Annotated in this window: 21 protein-coding genes; 3 read left to right on the forward strand and 18 right to left on the reverse strand. The window is 41.2% G+C overall.

Annotated elements, in window-relative coordinates; translation table 11 throughout:
• Positions 1 to 202: 202 nt before the first annotated feature.
• The 4 genes from arcC to C1E58_RS04255 form a co-directional block, all read right to left on the reverse strand.
• Positions 203 to 1,150 carry a carbamate kinase gene (gene arcC, locus C1E58_RS04240; RefSeq protein WP_105209470.1) on the reverse strand — a complete coding sequence of 316 codons (948 nt, stop codon included), beginning with the start codon at positions 1,148 to 1,150 and terminating at the stop codon, positions 203 to 205.
• 101 nt (positions 1,151 to 1,251) lie between these two features.
• The gene (gene argF, locus C1E58_RS04245) at positions 1,252 to 2,265 is read right to left on the reverse strand and encodes an ornithine carbamoyltransferase (protein WP_105118362.1); all 1,014 of its coding nucleotides are present in this window, start codon (positions 2,263 to 2,265) and stop codon (positions 1,252 to 1,254) included.
• A 39-nt stretch (positions 2,266 to 2,304) separates the two neighbouring features.
• Positions 2,305 to 3,534, reverse strand: a complete 1,230-nt coding sequence (gene arcA / locus C1E58_RS04250) for an arginine deiminase (RefSeq protein ID WP_105209471.1) — start codon at positions 3,532 to 3,534, stop codon at positions 2,305 to 2,307.
• Between the two features lie 372 nt (positions 3,535 to 3,906).
• A complete protein-coding gene (locus C1E58_RS04255; RefSeq protein ID WP_105113458.1) occupies positions 3,907 to 4,602 on the reverse strand; it encodes a Crp/Fnr family transcriptional regulator in 696 nt (231 codons plus the stop codon).
• A 275-nt stretch (positions 4,603 to 4,877) separates the two neighbouring features.
• Between C1E58_RS04255 and C1E58_RS04260 the strand changes: the two genes are divergently transcribed.
• A complete protein-coding gene (locus C1E58_RS04260) occupies positions 4,878 to 5,834 on the forward strand; it encodes a DNA/RNA non-specific endonuclease (protein WP_105209472.1) in 957 nt (318 codons plus the stop codon).
• Positions 5,835 to 6,043: 209 nt separating this feature from the next.
• On the opposite strand, the gene whiA is transcribed toward C1E58_RS04260, so the two are convergent.
• From whiA to C1E58_RS04295, 7 genes are all read right to left on the reverse strand, one after another.
• The gene (gene whiA / locus C1E58_RS04265; RefSeq protein ID WP_105209473.1) at positions 6,044 to 6,955 is read right to left on the reverse strand and encodes a DNA-binding protein WhiA; all 912 of its coding nucleotides are present in this window, start codon (positions 6,953 to 6,955) and stop codon (positions 6,044 to 6,046) included.
• Entirely contained in the window at positions 6,952 to 7,926 is a 975-nt protein-coding gene (locus C1E58_RS04270) for a YvcK family protein (protein WP_105113455.1), read from the reverse strand. The genes whiA and C1E58_RS04270 overlap by 4 nt, the downstream gene beginning before the upstream one ends.
• Entirely contained in the window at positions 7,923 to 8,810 is an 888-nt protein-coding gene (gene rapZ, locus C1E58_RS04275; protein WP_105113454.1) for an RNase adapter RapZ, read from the reverse strand. The genes C1E58_RS04270 and rapZ overlap by 4 nt, the downstream gene beginning before the upstream one ends.
• Positions 8,811 to 8,830: 20 nt before the next feature.
• Complete coding sequence (locus C1E58_RS04280) at positions 8,831 to 9,208, reverse strand: RidA family protein (RefSeq protein ID WP_105113453.1); 378 nt, start codon at positions 9,206 to 9,208, stop codon at positions 8,831 to 8,833.
• 178 nt (positions 9,209 to 9,386) lie between these two features.
• Positions 9,387 to 9,656: a type II toxin-antitoxin system RelE family toxin gene (locus tag C1E58_RS04285; RefSeq protein ID WP_105209474.1), complete on the reverse strand. Its 270-nt coding sequence runs from the start codon at positions 9,654 to 9,656 to the stop codon at positions 9,387 to 9,389.
• The gene (gene relB, locus C1E58_RS04290) at positions 9,646 to 9,873 is read right to left on the reverse strand and encodes a type II toxin-antitoxin system RelB family antitoxin (RefSeq protein ID WP_105113451.1); all 228 of its coding nucleotides are present in this window, start codon (positions 9,871 to 9,873) and stop codon (positions 9,646 to 9,648) included. Before relB ends, C1E58_RS04285 begins: the two co-directional genes overlap by 11 nt.
• 167 nt (positions 9,874 to 10,040) lie before the next feature.
• Positions 10,041 to 10,169, reverse strand: coding sequence for a YSIRK-type signal peptide-containing protein (locus tag C1E58_RS04295; RefSeq protein WP_161951264.1), 129 nt, complete (start codon positions 10,167 to 10,169; stop codon positions 10,041 to 10,043).
• A 213-nt stretch (positions 10,170 to 10,382) separates the two neighbouring features.
• On the opposite strand from C1E58_RS04295, the gene C1E58_RS04300 reads away from it, so the two are divergent.
• Entirely contained in the window at positions 10,383 to 10,820 is a 438-nt protein-coding gene (locus C1E58_RS04300; RefSeq protein ID WP_105209516.1) for a PH domain-containing protein, read from the forward strand.
• A gap of 105 nt (positions 10,821 to 10,925) precedes the next feature.
• Here C1E58_RS04300 and asnS read toward each other — a convergent pair whose 3' ends face one another.
• The 3 genes from asnS to C1E58_RS04315 are packed head-to-tail and all read right to left on the reverse strand — an operon-like array spanning position 10,926 to position 13,962.
• A complete protein-coding gene (gene asnS, locus C1E58_RS04305; RefSeq protein ID WP_014638198.1) occupies positions 10,926 to 12,272 on the reverse strand; it encodes an asparagine--tRNA ligase in 1,347 nt (448 codons plus the stop codon).
• Positions 12,273 to 12,286: 14 nt separating this feature from the next.
• A complete protein-coding gene (locus tag C1E58_RS04310; protein ID WP_105209476.1) occupies positions 12,287 to 13,468 on the reverse strand; it encodes a pyridoxal phosphate-dependent aminotransferase in 1,182 nt (393 codons plus the stop codon).
• Positions 13,465 to 13,962 (reverse strand): DUF5590 domain-containing protein, encoded by a 498-nt coding sequence (locus C1E58_RS04315; protein ID WP_105209477.1) that lies wholly within the window; start codon positions 13,960 to 13,962, stop codon positions 13,465 to 13,467. Before C1E58_RS04315 ends, C1E58_RS04310 begins: the two co-directional genes overlap by 4 nt.
• A gap of 124 nt (positions 13,963 to 14,086) precedes the next feature.
• Here C1E58_RS04315 and C1E58_RS04320 point away from each other — a divergent pair, with 124 nt between their 5' ends.
• Positions 14,087 to 14,527 (forward strand): MarR family winged helix-turn-helix transcriptional regulator, encoded by a 441-nt coding sequence (locus C1E58_RS04320; RefSeq protein ID WP_105209478.1) that lies wholly within the window; start codon positions 14,087 to 14,089, stop codon positions 14,525 to 14,527.
• Between the two features lie 147 nt (positions 14,528 to 14,674).
• Here the strand turns inward: C1E58_RS04320 and glf are convergent, their stop codons facing one another.
• The 4 genes from glf to C1E58_RS04340 all read right to left on the reverse strand — a co-directional run bounded on the left by glf (position 14,675) and on the right by C1E58_RS04340 (position 18,400).
• Complete coding sequence (gene glf / locus C1E58_RS04325) at positions 14,675 to 15,784, reverse strand: UDP-galactopyranose mutase (protein WP_105209479.1); 1,110 nt, start codon at positions 15,782 to 15,784, stop codon at positions 14,675 to 14,677.
• Positions 15,785 to 15,802: 18 nt separating this feature from the next.
• Complete coding sequence (locus C1E58_RS12195) at positions 15,803 to 16,012, reverse strand: hypothetical protein (protein WP_105209480.1); 210 nt, start codon at positions 16,010 to 16,012, stop codon at positions 15,803 to 15,805.
• Positions 16,013 to 16,371: 359 nt separating this feature from the next.
• The gene (locus tag C1E58_RS04335; RefSeq protein WP_105209481.1) at positions 16,372 to 16,680 is read right to left on the reverse strand and encodes a PD-(D/E)XK nuclease family transposase; all 309 of its coding nucleotides are present in this window, start codon (positions 16,678 to 16,680) and stop codon (positions 16,372 to 16,374) included.
• 226 nt (positions 16,681 to 16,906) lie between these two features.
• Positions 16,907 to 18,400, reverse strand: a complete 1,494-nt coding sequence (locus tag C1E58_RS04340) for a nucleotide sugar dehydrogenase (RefSeq protein ID WP_193441736.1) — start codon at positions 18,398 to 18,400, stop codon at positions 16,907 to 16,909.
• Positions 18,401 to 18,607: the final 207 nt, after the last annotated feature.

Genomic DNA, 18,607 nt, shown 5'->3' on the forward strand with positions numbered 1-18,607 from the left:
ATAGATACTTGATAGGAAATGGATGAGAGGGGAGGGAGCTTAGAAGCCCAGACCTTCATGTTTCGATTAAAGGGAACCCTTGTAGGACTATCAATACTTCCACTCCCCTAACTCCATCAATAAATAACCCGTCTAGTTTAAAAACTATATTTTCATGCAGAGTAAATCAACAAATAGAAGCCTCAACGATACATACAGCTACTTAGCCTTTGACAATGATAGTACCGCTATCGGATTCAATCAAAGCGCCTAAGTTTTCTAATGAGGTAATGACTGCTTTTGATTGCGGCTTATTGTTTACAAAAGCAATAGCTGCTTCAACTTTCGGTAGCATGGAACCAGGTGCGAATTGATTTTGTTTGATGTATTCTTCCAATTCAGCTACGGTAACAGTTTCTAATTTTTCTTGGTCTGGTTTATTGTAGTTGACAAAGACATAGTCTACGCCTGTCAAAACGATAAATAGGTCTGCATCAACCAATTCTGCCAAGCATTGAGAAGCAAAGTCCTTATCGATAACTGCTTCCACACCGGTAAGAGTACCGTCTGCTTCTTGGACAACTGGAATACCTCCACCACCAGCAGCTACGACCACTTCACCTGCATTGAGAAGGGTACGAATGGTACCTATTTCCTTAATACCTACTGGTTTTGGCGAAGCCACGACTTTACGCCAGCCACGACCAGCATCTTCTTTGAAGGTTGCGCCAGTCTTTTCAGCTTCTGCTTTGGCTTCTTCCTCTGTGTAGAATGGTCCGATAGGTTTGGTCAAATTCTCAAAGGCTGGGTCATTTTTATCAACAATAACCTGGGTAACGACGGAAGCTACATCTTTTTCAATGCCTTCCTTGATCAATTCATTTTCCAAGGCATTTTGCAACCAGAAACCAATGGAGCCTTCTGTCATAGCTACCAAGCTATCCAGTGGAAAAGCTGGGTTCTTTTCTGAGTCAGCTGCCAGGTTTTGGAGCAAGAGGTTTCCGACTTGAGGACCATTACCATGCGTGATGATCAAGTTGTCACCATTTTTGATTAGTTTAACAAGGTGCTTGGCTGTTTGTACCAAGGCTTCCTTTTGGGCTTTAGCCGATGGGTCGGAAGATAAAATAGCATTGCCACCCAAGGCTACTACAATTTTACGATTTACCATATCTTATGTTTTCGCCTCTCTTTCAATTAGAAATCGCTTACATTTTCAACTCCATAAAAGGGGGCCGGGTACAAGCCCCCAGGAGGTGCGATGACTAGATTTTACACACGTGGAACAAATGGATCACCTAAAGTAGCCGCCATAACCGCTTTAATTGTGTGCATACGGTTTTCAGCCTGGTCGAAGTGACGAGCATACTTGCTGCGGAATACTTCGTCTGTTACTTCCATTTCTTCTACGCCGAATTTTTCAGCAACATCTTTACCATAAACCGTGTTTGTATCATGGAAGGCTGGCAAGCAGTGCAAGAAGATAAGATTGTCATTTTCTGCTTTTTTCACCAATTCCATATTGACTTGGTATGGTTTCAAGAGGGCAACGCGTTCTGCGAATTTGTCTTCCTCACCCATAGATACCCAAACGTCTGTATAGAGAACATCTGCGCCTTTGACTGCTTCATCAGCATTGTCCGTGATCAATACACGTGCTCCGCTTTCTTTGGCAAAGCCTTCTGCCAATGCTACAACTGTTTCATCAGGGAAGAGTTCTTTTGGTGAGAAGATATGCACATTGACACCAAGAATGGCACCTGTTACCAACAGTGAGTTGGCAACGTTGTTACGTCCATCACCACAGTAAACCAAGGTCAAACCTTCCAATTTGCCAAAGTTTTCTTTGACTGTCAAGTAGTCCGCCAACATTTGAGTTGGGTGCCATGCATCTGTCAAACCATTCCATACTGGCACACCAGAGAATTCTGCCAATTCTTCCACCATTTTTTGGCTGAAACCACGGAATTCAATACCGTCGAACATGCGTCCCAAAACCTTAGCAGTATCTTCAGTCGATTCTTTCTTACCAAGTTGGATGTCATTTGCACCAAGATATTCTGGATGAGCACCAAGGTCAATGGAAGCTACTGTGAAGGCAGCACGAGTACGTGTTGATGTTTTTTCAAACAAGAGGGCAATGTTTTTTCCTTCCAAATAGCGATGAGGAATGTTGCGTTTTTTCAAATCTTTCAAATGTGCTGAAAAATCAATCAACCATTCTAACTCTGCACGAGTAAAATCTTTTTCTGCAAGGAAGTGTCTGCCTTTAAAAATGTTTGTCATTGTTTTTCTCCTATGTTTCTTTTTAACTCATTCCTCTTCTTAGAGGTCTTCCCGTTCAAATGGCATAGACATACAACGTGGTCCACCACGACCGCGTACCAATTCGCTTCCGCTGACCTTAATCAAACGAAGACCCTTGGATTCCAAAATGGCATTGGTGATAGTATTGCGTTTGTAAACAACAACGACGCCCGGTGCAATGGTCAGAGTATTAGAGCCGTCATTCCACTGCTCACGACCTGCTGCGACAATGTTGTCCCCACCGCAACGAATCAACTCTACTTTTTCAAGACCAAGGTTCGCTGCCAACAACTCTGCCAAGTCTCCATGTTCTTCTTCGATGTGAAGTGTTTCATCTTCATAAGTCACAGAGAAGACACGAAGATCTCCTTCAATTTCTGGGTGAATAGTGAATTTATCATAGTCGACCATGGTAAAGACAGTATCCAAGTGCATGAACTTACGGTTATTAGCAAATTCGAAGGCTAATACTTTCTTGAAGCCAACATTTTGTTTGAAGATGTTTACTAAGAGTTTCTCAATAGAAGCTGCATCGGTCCGTTGTGAAATACCAACTGCCAAAACATCTTTAGATAGAACGAGCTCGTCACCACCTTCAATACGGGTTGTTTCCTCACGGTTATAAACCAAAGGAACCTTACCTGCATAGTCTGGGTGATAGGTGAAGATATACTTACCATACAAGGTTTCGCGGTTACGGGTTTCCGCATACATATGGTTGAGAGATACCGCGTTACCGATGGTCGCAAATGGATCCCGTGTGAAGTAAAGGTTTGGCATTGGATCAATCGCAAATGGGTAAGAAGATTCAACCAAATCTGTCAAACCTTTTTCTTCAGCAGGGACTTCTGGTAATTCAGCTTTTTGAATACCAGCCATGGTTTTTTCTACCAACTCCTTGTTATCCTCAATAGCCAACAAGAGTTTGCGAATGGCTTTTTTGGTAGCACGACCACGAATATTGGCTTCTTCAAGATACTCATCAATAAATTGCTCACGAATTTCAGGGGTAACCAATGATTCCGCAGCCAATTGTTCAAGGTAAAGTACTTCTACGCCTTCATCACGAAGGGCTTGTGCAAAGGCATCGTGCTCTTTTTGAGCATCTTCTAGGAAAGGAATATCATCAAACAAGAGACGTTCGAGGTAGTCTGGCATCAGGTTTTCGATTTCCTTACCTGGCCTGTGCAACATAACTTTTTTCAGCTTACCAATTTCTGAAAAGACATGGATTGGATGATGTGACATGATTTATCCTCCTATTATATTTATGACTTGATTGGAAATTATGCAGACCGTACGCTTTCCACATGTATCGTCATTTAGTTTTTCTTTTATTACGTTGTTAACTCGCTTTGCCGTACTTCAGTACAGCCTACAGCTCGTTGCCTAGTACTAAAAGTAAACTAAAAGACTATATTTCCTTGACATCTACAGTCTATCAAAGAAGATAAATAAAAACTTGAAAACGTTCACATTTTTTTGAGAAATTCATCACATTTTTCTCCTTATTTTTGGGTAAATATCGATATTACCCACCACAATATGCATATTTCTACTTGTCTATATCATTATGTGAATTTTTATTTTTTGTAAAAATTAAAAGAAAAAACGAAAACTTCAATAAGTTTCCGTCAAATTCGCTAAAAAATACTCAATATCTAAATACGTCAAGTTTTTTCGTCGATAGGCAATCCTCTTTTCCTGCTTTAACTCTTTCAAGACATGACTGACCGTTTCCCTCGTCGTCGCAGCAAGACGAGCAATTTCCTGAATATGAATATCAAATGGCAAGCTAGTCAGCTGATCCCGTTGGCACATATCCCAGTAGAGTAGGGCTAGAGCCTGAACAACCCGTTCCGAAGCTTTAGAGCGCATACTATTACGCAGGCGCAGTTCTTGAAAACCCAGGATTTTAGATAGTTTTTGGCAAATATAAACCAATTGTCGAGGGTTGATTTTCGACATGGATTCAAACAAGCCCATGGGCACTATCAAACATTCCAAATCAGTGATGGCAATCGCAGTATAGTGGTAGGGCTTATCTTGAAACATATCAGCCAAAGGAAAAGCACCGCCCTGTCGAATATAGTCTAAGTAAGAAAAACTATCTGTTTCATCATACTGCTCAATCCGAGCATATCCCTTCTGTAAGACAAATAAATAATCCCTCGGATCTTGGGCATAAAAAAATATCTGCCCTTTGGGAACCTTTCGAAAACGGATATGCTTGGCTAGCTGGTCAAAGCTATCTCGTGTCAGGTTTTCAAAGGTCGGATGGCTCCTAAGATAGCTATACTGCTCACGGCTGATCATTTTCAAGCTCCCCCTATCCAAACATTCTATCACAATTATAACATATATTAACTTAATGTACCAATGATTGTAGGCAAGCTTAAAAAGAAAAACCAGCTCAAAAGGAACTTTTTCTATGAAAATTAACCTATTATCAATTATTGTCCGCACTAGACGTTGAGCGTTCAGGCTTCTATTCGCTATTAATCAACTTTACAGTGTTTGACAATGAATGTATCCATTTCCAAGCATTTTATCAACTTCTTATGTTATACTATTTTCATGGAGGATTTCATATGAAAAGAATTGTATTCGTAATACTCGCTCTTTTCTCATTTATTATAAGTGGCTTAACTGTTAAGGCAAATCAAGATCCTATTGACTACAGTAGCTTACATTTGATTAGGTTCAATGGAACAAAACAAATTGTTCTCGGAGAATTTGATCCTTTAGGCAGAGCAACCTCGGCTCATATTCAACTTCAGGATAAGGACGAACCTAAAAAACAGAGAGAACCGCGAATAAAATTTACTCCTGTGGGATGGCATAACTATAAAATGACCTTTGGAAATCAAGGTAAGAAATCCTGGCTTTTCAACAGAGGACATTTAATTGGCTACCAATTTAGTGGACTTACCGATGAAGGCAAAAATCTGGTACCTTTGACCGCCTGGACCAATAGCGGAAATTACAAGGGAACGGATGATAGCAATATTGAAGGTATGCTTTACTATGAAAACCGTCTGGATAGTTGGCTGGCAAATCATCCTCATTATTGGTTAGATTATAAAGTAACTCCGATTTATACAGGAGATGAATTGATACCTAGACAAATCTCGCTTCAGTATGTTGGTTTGGATGAAACAGGAAATCTGATAAACATAACCTTAGGAAGTCCGAAAGAATCAATCGACGGGTATGGCATTACAACTGTCATCTTAGATAATTACTCTAAAAATGCAACAATAGATTATTTGAAAGGTACTGCGGCTCCCTCTCTAGTTCCAACTGAAGAAAGTAGTCAACCTAGTCCCTCTAGCACAACTGCTGAATCACAAGTAAGTGAGAGCCCGCAAACTACTCAACCTGCTACTGAACTTGCACCAATCGTTTATGTCGCTAGGAATGGGAATGCGGATGTTTATTGGTACTCAAAGGAAAATATGCCAGCAAACACTAATTTCTCTAGGGTTGTTGAGATGTCAGAAGAGCAAGCACTCAATCTTGGAAAGCGACACACAAGTAAAGAATAAGTTTTTGATGACAAAATATATTCCCATTTTTAAAACAAAAAACTAGGAGTAGGCAAGTGACCTATTCCTAGTTTTTGTTAGATATGTTTTTTCTTATATATTAGATAATAGACCTATTTTATCCAAAATTCCACTTCAAATATGGAATAGTGATAATGACTGCTATAGTGTTTCGATTCCCAATTTGAAAATGATAGAAACGCTACAAACTATAATTCATCCGCAATCTTATTGATTTTTCTCAGACGATGATTGACACCGCTCTTGGTAATGGGCACCGTCAAACTATCTGCTAACTGCTGAATGGAATAATCTGGATGCTGAATACGGAGTTGGGCAATCTCTTGCAGGTCACCCGATAACTGATCCAAGCCAATGGTATCCATAATTTTGATGATATTGTTGATGGTTTTCATGCTGGCATTGACCGTTTTAGCAATATTTGCCATTTCAGCATTATTGGCCCGGTTGAGGTCATTACGAGCTTCACGTAGAAGCTTAATATCTTCAAAGGCTGTCTTGGCCTCTTCTGCTCCAATCACCAGCAAGAAATCCATAATATCTTCTGCCCGTTGCAAATAGGTAATAGTTCCCTTGCTTCGCTCAATAACCTTGGCATCCAAGAGAAACTTCTGCAACAAATTGGCCAGGTCCTGGGCATGGTCGCTGTAAACCGATGCGATTTCCAGCTGGTACCGTCCTTTTTCAGGATCTTTGACTGAGCCAGCTGCCAGAAAAGCGCCACGCAGATAGGCCTGGCTCCAAGAATCATTTTCAAGGACAAGGGGAGAAATACCGGTTTCCAGTCCAAAAAAACTATCTGCCAAATGCAAATCATGTAAGATGTCATTGACTCCATCTTCAATGACAACCGCATAGACACGATTCTTCTTGAGATTGGGCTTTTGATGGTGACGAATTTCTGCTTTTACTTGGTAGAAATGCAATAGCAATTCGTAGATATGTCTGGCAATTTTGGCATTCTCAGTCGAGATAGACAGGGTCAAGCCTGTTGAAGCCAGCCCGAGACTGCCAGACAGTTTAATTATGGCTGCCAGCTCACTCTTATTTTGACTGGACTGGATCAAGAGTTCTTCTTTGACTTTTATGGTAAAACTCATGACCGCACCTGCAAAATCTTGAGCAACTCTTCTACCACCAAATCACCATCATGAAAAGCTCCGCCATTTTCCAAACGAAGAAAATTGGACGAAATCACGCGCTTGGTCTGCTCTTGCAAGCCAGCAAAGTCATGCTTGACCTGCACCAAGTATTCGTCAAACTTGTGGGTATTCATGTAGTCGTGTGGTACAGGCTCACTATTGACCAAAACAGTATCAATAAACTTCTCACCCAGATGCCCATTCAAGACGGTCACATGGTCGGCATCTGAGAAAAACTCGGTTTCACCACGCTGGGTCATGATATTGCAGACATAGGTGACCTCCGCCTTGGTTTCTTTCAGAGCCTTACCAAGGTCCGAAATCATGAGATTGGGCAAGATGGATGTAAAGAGGGAACCTGGTCCTAAGACCACCATATCACTCTCCATAATAGCCTCAACCACCTGACGACTGGCCTTGGGCTCATCATCATTGTAAGAATTGGTCACATAGACATGACCAATCATGCCCTTGTGCTTGGCGATTTTGCTTTCACCAGAAACCTCCGTACCGTCGGTAAAAACAGCATGAAGGGTCAGGGCCTGTTCACTAGAAGGATAAATCCGACCAGTCGTGTGGAAAAAGCGGGTCAATAGCCGCATAGCATTGTAGGTCGAACCCTGCATCTCAGAAATTCCTGCGATAATCAAATTACCCAAAGGATGCCCAGCCAAAGGCCCATCCGAATCCGCAAAACGATACTGGAAAATCTGTTCATACAACTTAGGCATATCGGACATAGCCAAGAGAACATTGCGCAAATCCCCCGGTGGCGTGACCTGCAGGGCCTGGCGGATCTCACCCGAAGAACCACCGTCATCTGCTACGGTCACGATGGCCGTAATGTCCACATCCTTGTCCCGCAGGCTCTTTAGGATAACCGGAATACCCGTTCCCCCACCAATCACTGTAATCTTTGGCTTTCTCATGAGCGGTTAACCGTCTCCTTCCGTCTGTCCTTATCACGATGGCTACGGTTGACAATCCAGTTTTTCTCCAAATCATCTGCCAAGCGTTTGGCAAAAGCAACGCTTCTGTGTTGACCGCCCGTACAACCAACAGCTATAGTCAGGACAGATTTTCCTTCCTTCTGATAGCCAGGCAGAATGGGTTCAATCAAGCCGATAAGATGGCTGTAAAATTCTTCCGATTCCTGATGGTCCATGACATAGTCAAAGACAGGAGCATCCAAACCGGTCAGATTTCGTAACTCCTTCTGGTAATATGGGTTAGGCAAGAAGCGCACATCAAAAACCAAGTCCGCATCCAAGGGCAGACCGTATTTGAAACCAAAAGACATGACTTCCACACGGAAGGATGGTTGGTTGTCTTGACTAGCAAACTGTTCTGAAATGGCCATCCGCAGATTACGAGGTGTCAGCTCTGTCGTATCGATGACATTCTGGCTCATATTTTTCAGGGGAGCCAAGAGTTCACGTTCTAGCTGAATGCCGTCTAAGACCCTACCATCTGCTGCAAGAGGATGAGACCGACGGGTTTCCTTGTAGCGTGCTACCAGTTCATTGTCCGTCGCATCTAAAAACAAGACCTTGAAATCCAAATCTTCTGCCGCCTCAATCTCATCTAAGACTTCTCGAATTTCTGAAAAGAAAGACCGGCTCCGCATATCTACCACCAAGGCAATCTTATTATTGTCTTGGCTGTGGCGAATCAATTCTAAAAATTTTGGCAAGAGTGTCGGCGGCATATTGTCAATGGTAAAATAGCCCAAATCCTCAAAAGACTGGATGGCTACTGTTTTACCTGCACCCGACATCCCTGTCACAATCACTAAATGGAGTTTGTCTGACATGACATTCCCTCCTTTACTTTCTACTCTACTACTGCAATCACTTCAATTTCAACCTTGACATCACGTGGCAAACGCGCCACTTCCACCGCTGAACGAGCTGGAAAATCTGCTGAAAAGGCTGTTTGATAGACTTCATTAAAAGCCACGAAGTCATTCATATCCTTGAGGAAGCAAGTCGTTTTGACTACATGGTCAAAGTCTGTGCCAGCCGCTTCTAAAATCGCTGCGATATTTTTCAAGACCTGCTCAGTCTGTTCTTGAATGGTTTCCCCAACCACTTGGCCCGTTTCAGGTGACAAGGGAACCTGACCAGAAGCGAAGAGGAAATTTCCTACAACCTTACCTTGTACGTATGGACCAATAGCTGCTGGTGCTTTATCTGTATGAATGGTTTTCATCTGTCAATCTCCTTTATTCTTTCTAAGTCTATTATAGCATACTAAAGTGCTAAAAGGAGCCCAGCATAGCTCTCTTGTAAGGTAAAATCTCCCCGACTGTTCCGACAAGCACCTTTCATAAGAAAACAGACCACATTTGTAGTCTGTTTGGCTATTTCTAATCTAGTTTCCTAGAGCTTCACTTTTTATAGATTTCTTTACGATGCCCGATTTCAAGAGCTAGGATGACCATTTTGTTATCAATAATATCGCAAATCACACGGTAATTCCCCACTCTATACCGCCACAGGCCCTTATAGTCTCCAACCAGAGCCTTGCCAAACTGTCTTGGATTTTCCAAACCGTCCAAACGTTTTTTCAAATCCTTAGCAAGCATCAGCCCCACATGCCTGTCCATTTTTTTCAACTGTTTCAAGGCATCATCGCTGATAACAAGTTTATAGGCCATCTTCTAACTCCGCAAGAACATCATCAATCGAGTGTGTAACAGGATTTTCTTGGAATTTCTTCAAGGCCTTGATACCAATTTCATAGTCCAACTGGTCTTCTATCTGTTCAGCAAGTGCAGTTTTGAATAGCTCAGACAGGCTTTTTCCAGTATGAATGGCATAGCTTCTGAAAATTTCCTCTTCAGTTTCATTTAATCGCAAGGATACAATTCCCATCATTCCACCTACTTTCTTCTTGTAATACATTGTATAACAATTACGCAAAAATGTCAATGGACACTCAAAAAACAGACCACGTTTGTAGTCTGTTCCATAAAATATTTTTATTCTCAATTAACTTCTAAACCCTATGGAGATTGTCGTTAACTAAAGCAAAACGTGTATCAAGCCATTCTTTCTTTGCGACGATGATGAGTAGCAAAAGCAAGACCTGTTGCTAATGTTGTCATTCCTAAGATGCTTCCAACTCCTAGGCTAGTCTTACGAATAGAAAATATTTGTTTTTTATTCAAAAACATTCCTTCACCCCATTTAATATTTTTCTTACTATTCTACCCCCCATTTTGTCAAGGATTTTATTGTATATTTAAATATTTTTTATATGCATTTTATTGCAAGAAATTAGATTTTTAAACTTTATTACTAGCTCAACTATTGACTAACTATAGCATTTATATTATTATGATTTATATCACATTAATATAAAAAGGAGACATGTTATGGCCATCAATTTTGGAAAATTAACTCAAGGACTTGCAGGAAACTTTAGCCAACAAAGTAAAGAATCCCTAAATGCAGAATATTCTTCCTACTTAATAAGTGGAGAGGAAATAAAAGATGGGTATGTTCTTATTCGAGACGCCATTATTTTTACCAATATCCGAATTATTTTTGTTGATAAACAAGGCGCTACTGGAAAGAAAACAGCCATTAAATCGATATTTTTAGCAAATATTGTTAATGTAGAGATGGAAACAGCTGGTTTCGGTTTGGATGATAGCGAAATTACGATTACCTACCTTGAAAATATCTATTTAAAATCTCACCGTGAACATCTCATCCATCATAAATTTGAATTTCCAAAACAAACTGACATACTTCCACTCTATACCTATCTTTTTGAGTTAGCTTACCAAAATAGACTAGCTATCAATAATCTATAATTTTTTCAGGACCAAAATTATCTGGTCCTTTTATTTTATTCAAATCTACTGAAACCTCAAAAAACAGACCACGTTTGTAGTCTGTTTGGCTATCTATTGATTTGCTTATGGATGCAAGCGATGCAACATACGTGGGAACGGAATGGCTTCACGGATGTGTTTTGTACCAGCGACGAAAGTTACCATACGCTCGATACCGATACCGAAGCCACCGTGTGGCACAGAGCCGTATTTACGAAGGTCAAGGTAGAATTCGTATTCTGACTTGTCCATGCCAAGCTCGTCCATCTTAGCTACCAAGGCGTCGTAATTGTCCTCACGCATAGAACCACCGATGATTTCACCGTAGCCTTCTGGTGCAAGCAAGTCTGCACAAAGCACGCGCTCTGGATTGCCAGGAACTGGTTTCATGTAGAAGGCCTTGAAGCTTGCTGGATAGTTGACCACGAAAGTCGGTACACCAAAGTAGTTTGAAATCCATGTTTCATGAGGTGAGCCAAAGTCATCACCATGCTCGATGTGTTCGTAGTCTGTATCTTCATCAGCCTCATGCTCTTGCAGAAGGGTAATGGCATCATCATAAGCCACACGTTTGAATGGTTCTGCAATGTAGCGTTTAAGGGCATCCACATCACGCTCCAGAGTTTCCAAGGCTTGTGGAGCACGGTCGATAACACCTTGGATCAAGGCTTTGACATAAGCTTCTTGCAAATCAAGTGACTCTTCATGGCTGAGGAATGAATACTCGGCATCCATCATCCAGAACTCAGTCAAGTGACGACGAGTTTTTGATTTTTCCGCACGGAAAACAGGACCGAAGTCGAAAACACGACCAAGTGCCATAGCACCAGCTTCAAGATAAAGCTGACCTGATTGACTGAGATATGCTGGTTGACCAAAGTAATCTGTTTCGAACAACTCTGTCGAATCTTCTGCCGCATTTCCAGACAAGATTGGGCTATCAAACTTGATAAAGCCATTCTTTTCAAAGAATTCGTAAGTCGCATAGATGATGGCGTTACGGATTTGCTGGATAGCGACCTGCTTACGCGAACGCAACCAGAGATGACGGTTGTCCATAAGGAAGTCCGTACCGTGTTCTTTCGGTGTGATTGGGTAATCTTGTGACTCACCAATGACTTCAAGGTCTGTCACATCCAACTCATAACCAAACTTAGAACGCTCGTCTTCCTTGACAATCCCTGTCACATAGACAGACGTTTCTTGGCTGAGGCGTTTTGCTACATCGAACTTCTCCGCACCTGCTTCTTCGCCGAATTTTTCAATGAAGTTTGGCTTGAAAGCAACAGCTTGGAAGAAGGCTGTTCCGTCACGCAACTGCAAGAAAGCCAACTTGCCCTTGCCTGACTTGTTGGCAACCCAGGCACCGATGGTCACTTCTTGACCGACATAGTCTTTTACTTGGTTAATGGTAATCAATTTTCTAGACATTATTTTTCCTCTTTTTATTTTTTCATAAATGTGTGTAGTCGAGCCACTGCTTCCTTGAGCGTGTCCATATCTGTCGCATAACTGAGGCGGATATTTTCAGGAGCTCCAAAACCTGCACCTGTCACCAAGGCTACTCCGACTTCTTCCAAAATGGCTGTGGTAAATTCAGTCACATCTGTGTAGCCCTTGATTTCCATAGCCTTTTTGACATTAGGGAAGAGATAGAAGGCACCTTCTGGCTTGATAACCTCAAAACCTGGGACTTCTGCCAGCAAGGGATAAATGGTATTAAGCCGCTCTTCAAAAGCCTGACGCATGGTTTCTACCGTATCTTGCGGACCTGTAAAGGCTTCAATGGCCGCATACTGAGCAGCAGTTGTTAAGTTCGATGTCGTCTGTCCGACAATCTTGCTCATAGCTCCAATAATCTCAGGATTGCCAACCGCAAAGCCAACCCGCCAACCTGTCATGGCATAGGCCTTGGCCACCCCATTGACAACAATAGTCTGCTGACGAATGCTTTCTGAAATGCTTGAAATCGGTGTGAAGCTATTTCCATTATAGACCAAACGACCGTAAATATCGTCTGCCAAGATGAGAATATCGTGCTCTACAGCCCAGTTTCCAATAGCTTCCAACTCCTCACGACTGTAAATCATGCCCGTCGGATTAGAAGGACTATTGAGCAAGAGGACCTTGGTCTTATCCGTACGAGCCGCTTCCAGCTGGTCAACTGTGACCTTGAAATTGTGTTCTTCCGTCGCAGTGACAAAGACAGGCACTCCTTCGTTCATCTTAATCTGGTCAGCATAGGATACCCAGTAAGGCGTTGGAATAATCACCTCATCACCAGGATTGATGACCGCCGCAAAGAAGGCATAAAGAACAAACTTAGCACCTGTCGCAAGAATGACTTGATTGCGTTCAATAGAGTAGCCATAGAAATTCTCAAAATAGGTATTGACCGCGTCTTTCAACTCTGGAAGACCAGAAGCTACCGTATAAAAACTCGCCTTACCATTTTCGATGGACTTGATGGCCGCTTCTTGGATATTTTTCGGTGTGACGAAGTCTGGCTCACCCAAGGTCAGCTCTAAAATATCGCGTCCTTCTGCCTTCAAAGCCTTGGCCCGCGCACCTGCTGCCAGCGTGACACTTTCTTCCATTTCTAAGACACGTTTTGATAACTTGCTCATAAGCCCTCCTTCTTGACAAAACTTCCTGTTTCAAACTCTACTAGATAATAGGCTGTCCCAGATTTGACTTCCCAAATTGGTTTGCCATCCCTAAATCCTAGAATAGTTCGCTCTGCTTGGCCTGCACCATTTTCCTTGGCAATCGCTTGCGCTTCTTCTTGTGAAATACCCTGAGTCAAAGGATAGACATAGACTGTACTAGAAGCCTCTGGAACCAGCACTGCAATCTCCTCTCCCTGACTGTTGGCACCGAGTACACTAAAATAGGTTTCGGTTCCATTGTAAATAGAGAAGTTGCTTACCGTTTGCAGATCTGCATATTCTGCAGCCACTGCGACTGCTTGACTGCGCGCACTATTGAAAGGAGCCCTAGCAATATCCCAAATAGTAAAAATTGAAAAAGTTACAACACTGAGGAGGATAAAAGAGCCTAGCACCAACTGACCAGCCTTCGATGCCATCCACTCCAATAGTTGAATTATCTTTTTTTCCATAGTAGTCCTATTATACTACAAGTTACAGGAGATTTCCATTTTTTCAGCGATAGAATAAGAATTTTACAGACCCCAACTTCCCATTTCACTTGCTTATCCGACGAATTATTGCTAAAATATTCTCATGAAAACTGTTGAACAATCTTTAAATGAAAATAAGCATGCACTACACAGCCTAGTTGTTTTTAGACGCGCTGCCAATACCATCTCAAAATCAGAATTAGAAACCATCAAAAAATACGGACTGACCGTCTGTCAATTCGGAGTCATGGAAGCCCTCTACAACAAGGGAAACCTCCGCATCCAAGACTTGATTGATAAACTCCTCAGCACATCTGGAAATATGACAGTCGTCATCAAAAATATGATACGAGATGGCTATGTCTATAAAACCAGTGACACAAGCGACCGTCGTGCCTCCCTGATTGCCCTGACAGAAAAAGGACGCCAGACGATTGAATCCATCCTACCAGAGCACTATGATCATGTCGGTCAGATTTTCTCTGTGTTAAGCTCAGAAGAACAAGACCTACTTGCTACAATTTTAAAGAAATTTAAACAATAACGACAAATCCCAAAGCCTACACTTTGGGATTTTAATCTGCTTTGTGTGATGAACAATTGATGCATCACTTAAAAATCGACAATATCAGACTGTACACTTTACTATATAAGAAATCAGCCAGTGCATACTACCCTGCCAGCTATCCCACTACTTCACTTCATTTCTCACACACTGCAAGGCAGCTCCGATAACCTGGTGCATATCGTAATAGCGATAGTGACCAAGACGACCACCGAAGATAACATTTTCTTGTTGTTCTGCAAGACGTTTGTAGGCAGTATAGAGTTTGTTGTTGCGGTCATTGTTGACTGGATAGTATGGCTCATCACCACGCTTCCAAGTCTTCGAATACTCGCGTGTAATAATGGTTTTCTCTTGAGTACCAAATTCGAAATGCTTGTGTTCGATGATACGAGTATAAGGTGTTTCGCAATCAGTGTAGTTGACAACCGCATTACCTTGGTAGTTTTCCATAGCCAAGACTTCCGTTTCAAAACGGAGACTACGGTACTCTAATTCACCCAGTTCATAATCAAAGAACTCATCAATCATCCCTGTAAAGACAACTTTTGGATAGCTTGCCAAGTATTCTTCTTTATTTGCAAAGAAATCAACATTTGTCTCCACATCGATATTTTCATGAGCCAACATCTTTTCAACAATCTGCGTGTAACCACCGATTGGAATACCTTGATAAGTATCGTTGAAATAGTTGTTGTCATAAGTCAAACGCACTGGCAACCGACGGATGATAAAGGCTGGAAGTTCCGTACATGGTTTTTCCCACTGCTTCTCTGTATATGACTTAATCAATTTTTCATAGATGTCCGTACCTACAAGGGAAATAGCTTGCTCTTCCAAGTTCTCAGGCGTTTTTCCTCCCAAAACAGCGCGTTGCTCAGCAATTTTAGCCTCAGCTTCAGCAGGAGTAACTACACCCCAAAGCTTGTTAAAGGTATTCATGTTAAATGGTAGATTGTAGATTTCACCCTTATAGTTGGCAACTGGTGTGTTCGTGTAGCGGTTGAACTCCGCAAATTGGTTAACATAGTCCCAGATTTCCTTTTCAGAAGTATGGAAGATATGCGCACCGTACTCATGAACCTGGATACCTTCTACTTCTTTGGTGTAGATATTACCAGCGATGTGATCACGCTTCTCGATAACCTTAACTTTTTTCCCTTTTTTTGCTGCTTCATGGGCAAAGACCGCACCGAACAAACCAGCACCGACAACTAGATAGTCGTAATGTTTCATATATTTTGTATTTTTCTCCTAAACCTGGTGATTTTGTGAAAGTTGATCAATTTGTGCAGAAGATAGACCGGTTAATTTTTCAATCATTTCATTCGAAAAACCTTCACGTAACATTTGATAAGCGACATCAAGCCGACCTTCTTCCTTACCTCGCCGTCTGCCACGTATGTAGGAGCTTTCCAATTCTCCAAAGTGGTTGGAAGCATTACGTAACCATTGATCTACCATTTCGACTTCCTCCTCTGTCCATGTATTTCTAACCCTCAGATGTTCTGCCTTTTATGTGATGTAGCTTGACTAAATGCTCGATTAGCGAAAAATTCTATCCATTGGCGTTGACTTTTCTCTAGCTGACCCTTTCGGAATTTTTTCCGTTCAATAATGACCATTTCAAATGGTTTTCTTAATTCTTCATATTCGCCAAATGGCAATTCCAAGACTTGACCCCTATCTTTTTCAGTTAATACAAAACTGTGAATCGGCTGGTCATCATCAAAATACTAACTAGCAACTAAGGCAATCGAATAAATCGGTGAGATTTTATCATACATATCGTGTGTCTGTGTGACCTTGTCACGAACATTGGGCTAGTCCTTGACCAAATGTTGACAGGAATAGGTCCATAAGCGCTTGATAAAACTATTTTGATAGGCAACCTGTATCTCAATGATGACCTGTGTTCTATCATCCATACGAGCCAAAATATCCACCGTAGTACTAAAGTGGCTAGTCTTTTCCTTTTTCACATCCGCAATAGTCCCATTCAAAATCTGAACAGACTTGGGGCGAAAACCTAGAAAAGTATTGATGAAATCAATAGTGATTTCATGGTCATTGAAAATCTTTTTTGCAATAATGTCAGCCATTGGACTGACTGCCTGACGGCGTTTTGTCATCTACTCTCCTCCGAATAAAGTAATCGAGAAATACTCCTTATCTATTTATTCGGAAAAGTTTCTAGTTATATTATAGCACGGTAGCTAAAATTTTCAAGTCACTTTCCTATTACAGCAACTACTAAAAAGCGTCCCAAAGCCATCTTGACTATGGAACGTTTTCTACTTTGCCTGAAGAAAGAATGAAAATTCGTCCTATCCACATGCAAGTTCAAATACCCTATATTTAATCCCTCCTAAAAATATCCCGCGTATAGACTTTGTCAAGAACATCATCCAAACTCAAGTCGTATCGGTTGACGACAATAGCTTGACTCATTTCTTTAAATTTCTTAAGATTGTTGACGACTTTGGAGCCAAAAAATGTCGTCCCGTTCTCTAGGGTCGGCTCATAAATAATCACTCTTGCTCCCTTAGCCTTCAAACGCTTCATAACTCCCTGGATAGAACTTTGACGGAAGTTATCAGAATTACTCTTCATGGTCAGACGATAAATTCCTATCGTGATATCCTTTTCTTGCTGTTGCGAATAGGAATCATGTTCTGAGTAAGCATAGTAGCCAGCCATCTTCAGTACCTGGTCAGCAATAAAATCTTTTCTAGTTCGATTGGCCTCGACAATTGCAGACATCATATTTTGAGGTACCTTATCATAATTGGCCAACAACTGCTTAGTATCTTTTGGTAAACAGTAGCCACCGTAGCCAAAGGAAGGGTTATTGTAATGTTCACCAATTCGAGGATCCAGACCAACACCTCTAATAATGGATAAGGTATCAAGTCCCTTTAACTCCGCATAGGTATCCAATTCATTGAAGTAAGAAACACGCAATGCCAAATAAGTATTAGCGAATAACTTAACTGCTTCTGCTTCTGTTGACCCCATATGAAGGATCTCAATATCTTCCTTCAAGGCACCTTCCTGTAGTAAGGCCGCAAACTTTTCTGCACCCGCAATAACAGTTTCACTATCATTTTTCTCATAAGAAACAATGATTCGTGAAGGATAGAGATTATCATAAAGAGCTTTGGATTCTCTTAAAAATTCCGGACTGAAAATGATATTTGGAGTACCAAATTTCTGACGAATTGCTTGGGTATATCCAACAGGAATAGTTGACTTGATAACCATCAAGGCGTCAGGATTTACTTTCAAGACAGTCTCGATCACCTTTTCAACATGGCCTGTATCAAAATAATTTTTCTCACTATCGTAGTTGGTCGGTGCAGCAATCACAACAATTTCTGCATCTTTATAGGCTGTTTCTGCATCTAGTGTTGCTACCAAATTCAGATCCTTCTCTGCTAAATACTTTTCAATATAATCGTCCTGAATAGGGGATTTTCTAGCATTGATCAAATCAACCTTTTCAGGAATCACATCCACAGCCACAACCTGATGATGCTGAGCCAAGAGAACGGCATTGGATAAACCAACATAGCCTGTACCTGCGACTGCAATTTTTGTCTTTGAAACTTTGGTTACTGAAGAGTTTTTACTACTCGAAAAGAATAAAGAAGCCAGGTCAAAATCCAAGACTTGAGCCAATCTTTCAAGCTGAGGAATGGATGGAATATAATCCCCCTTCTCAATCCTACTGATCATGGCACGATTGATGCCGGTCGCATTGGCCAGTTCTTGTTGAGAATAGCCATACTGTTTTCTATTTTCGAAGACTATTGATTTTAACTTTTCAATTGAAAAAACTTTGTTGCTCATTCTAACACCTCATTACACAAACGTTACAAAAAGTATATCATTTGTTGTATATAGTTGCAACAAATTAATCAATACTAAAGAACAAATATTTTCGTACAGCTAACGCTGCAAATTAGTAAATAACCTATAAAATCACTCAAATTTTTCATAATAATCTATTTTATACTTGAATGAGGAGGTAAGAAAGCATCTCACAATACTTATATA

The sequence above is a fragment of the Streptococcus suis genome (assembly GCF_002964575.1).
Lineage (GTDB): Bacteria > Bacillota > Bacilli > Lactobacillales > Streptococcaceae > Streptococcus > Streptococcus suis_R.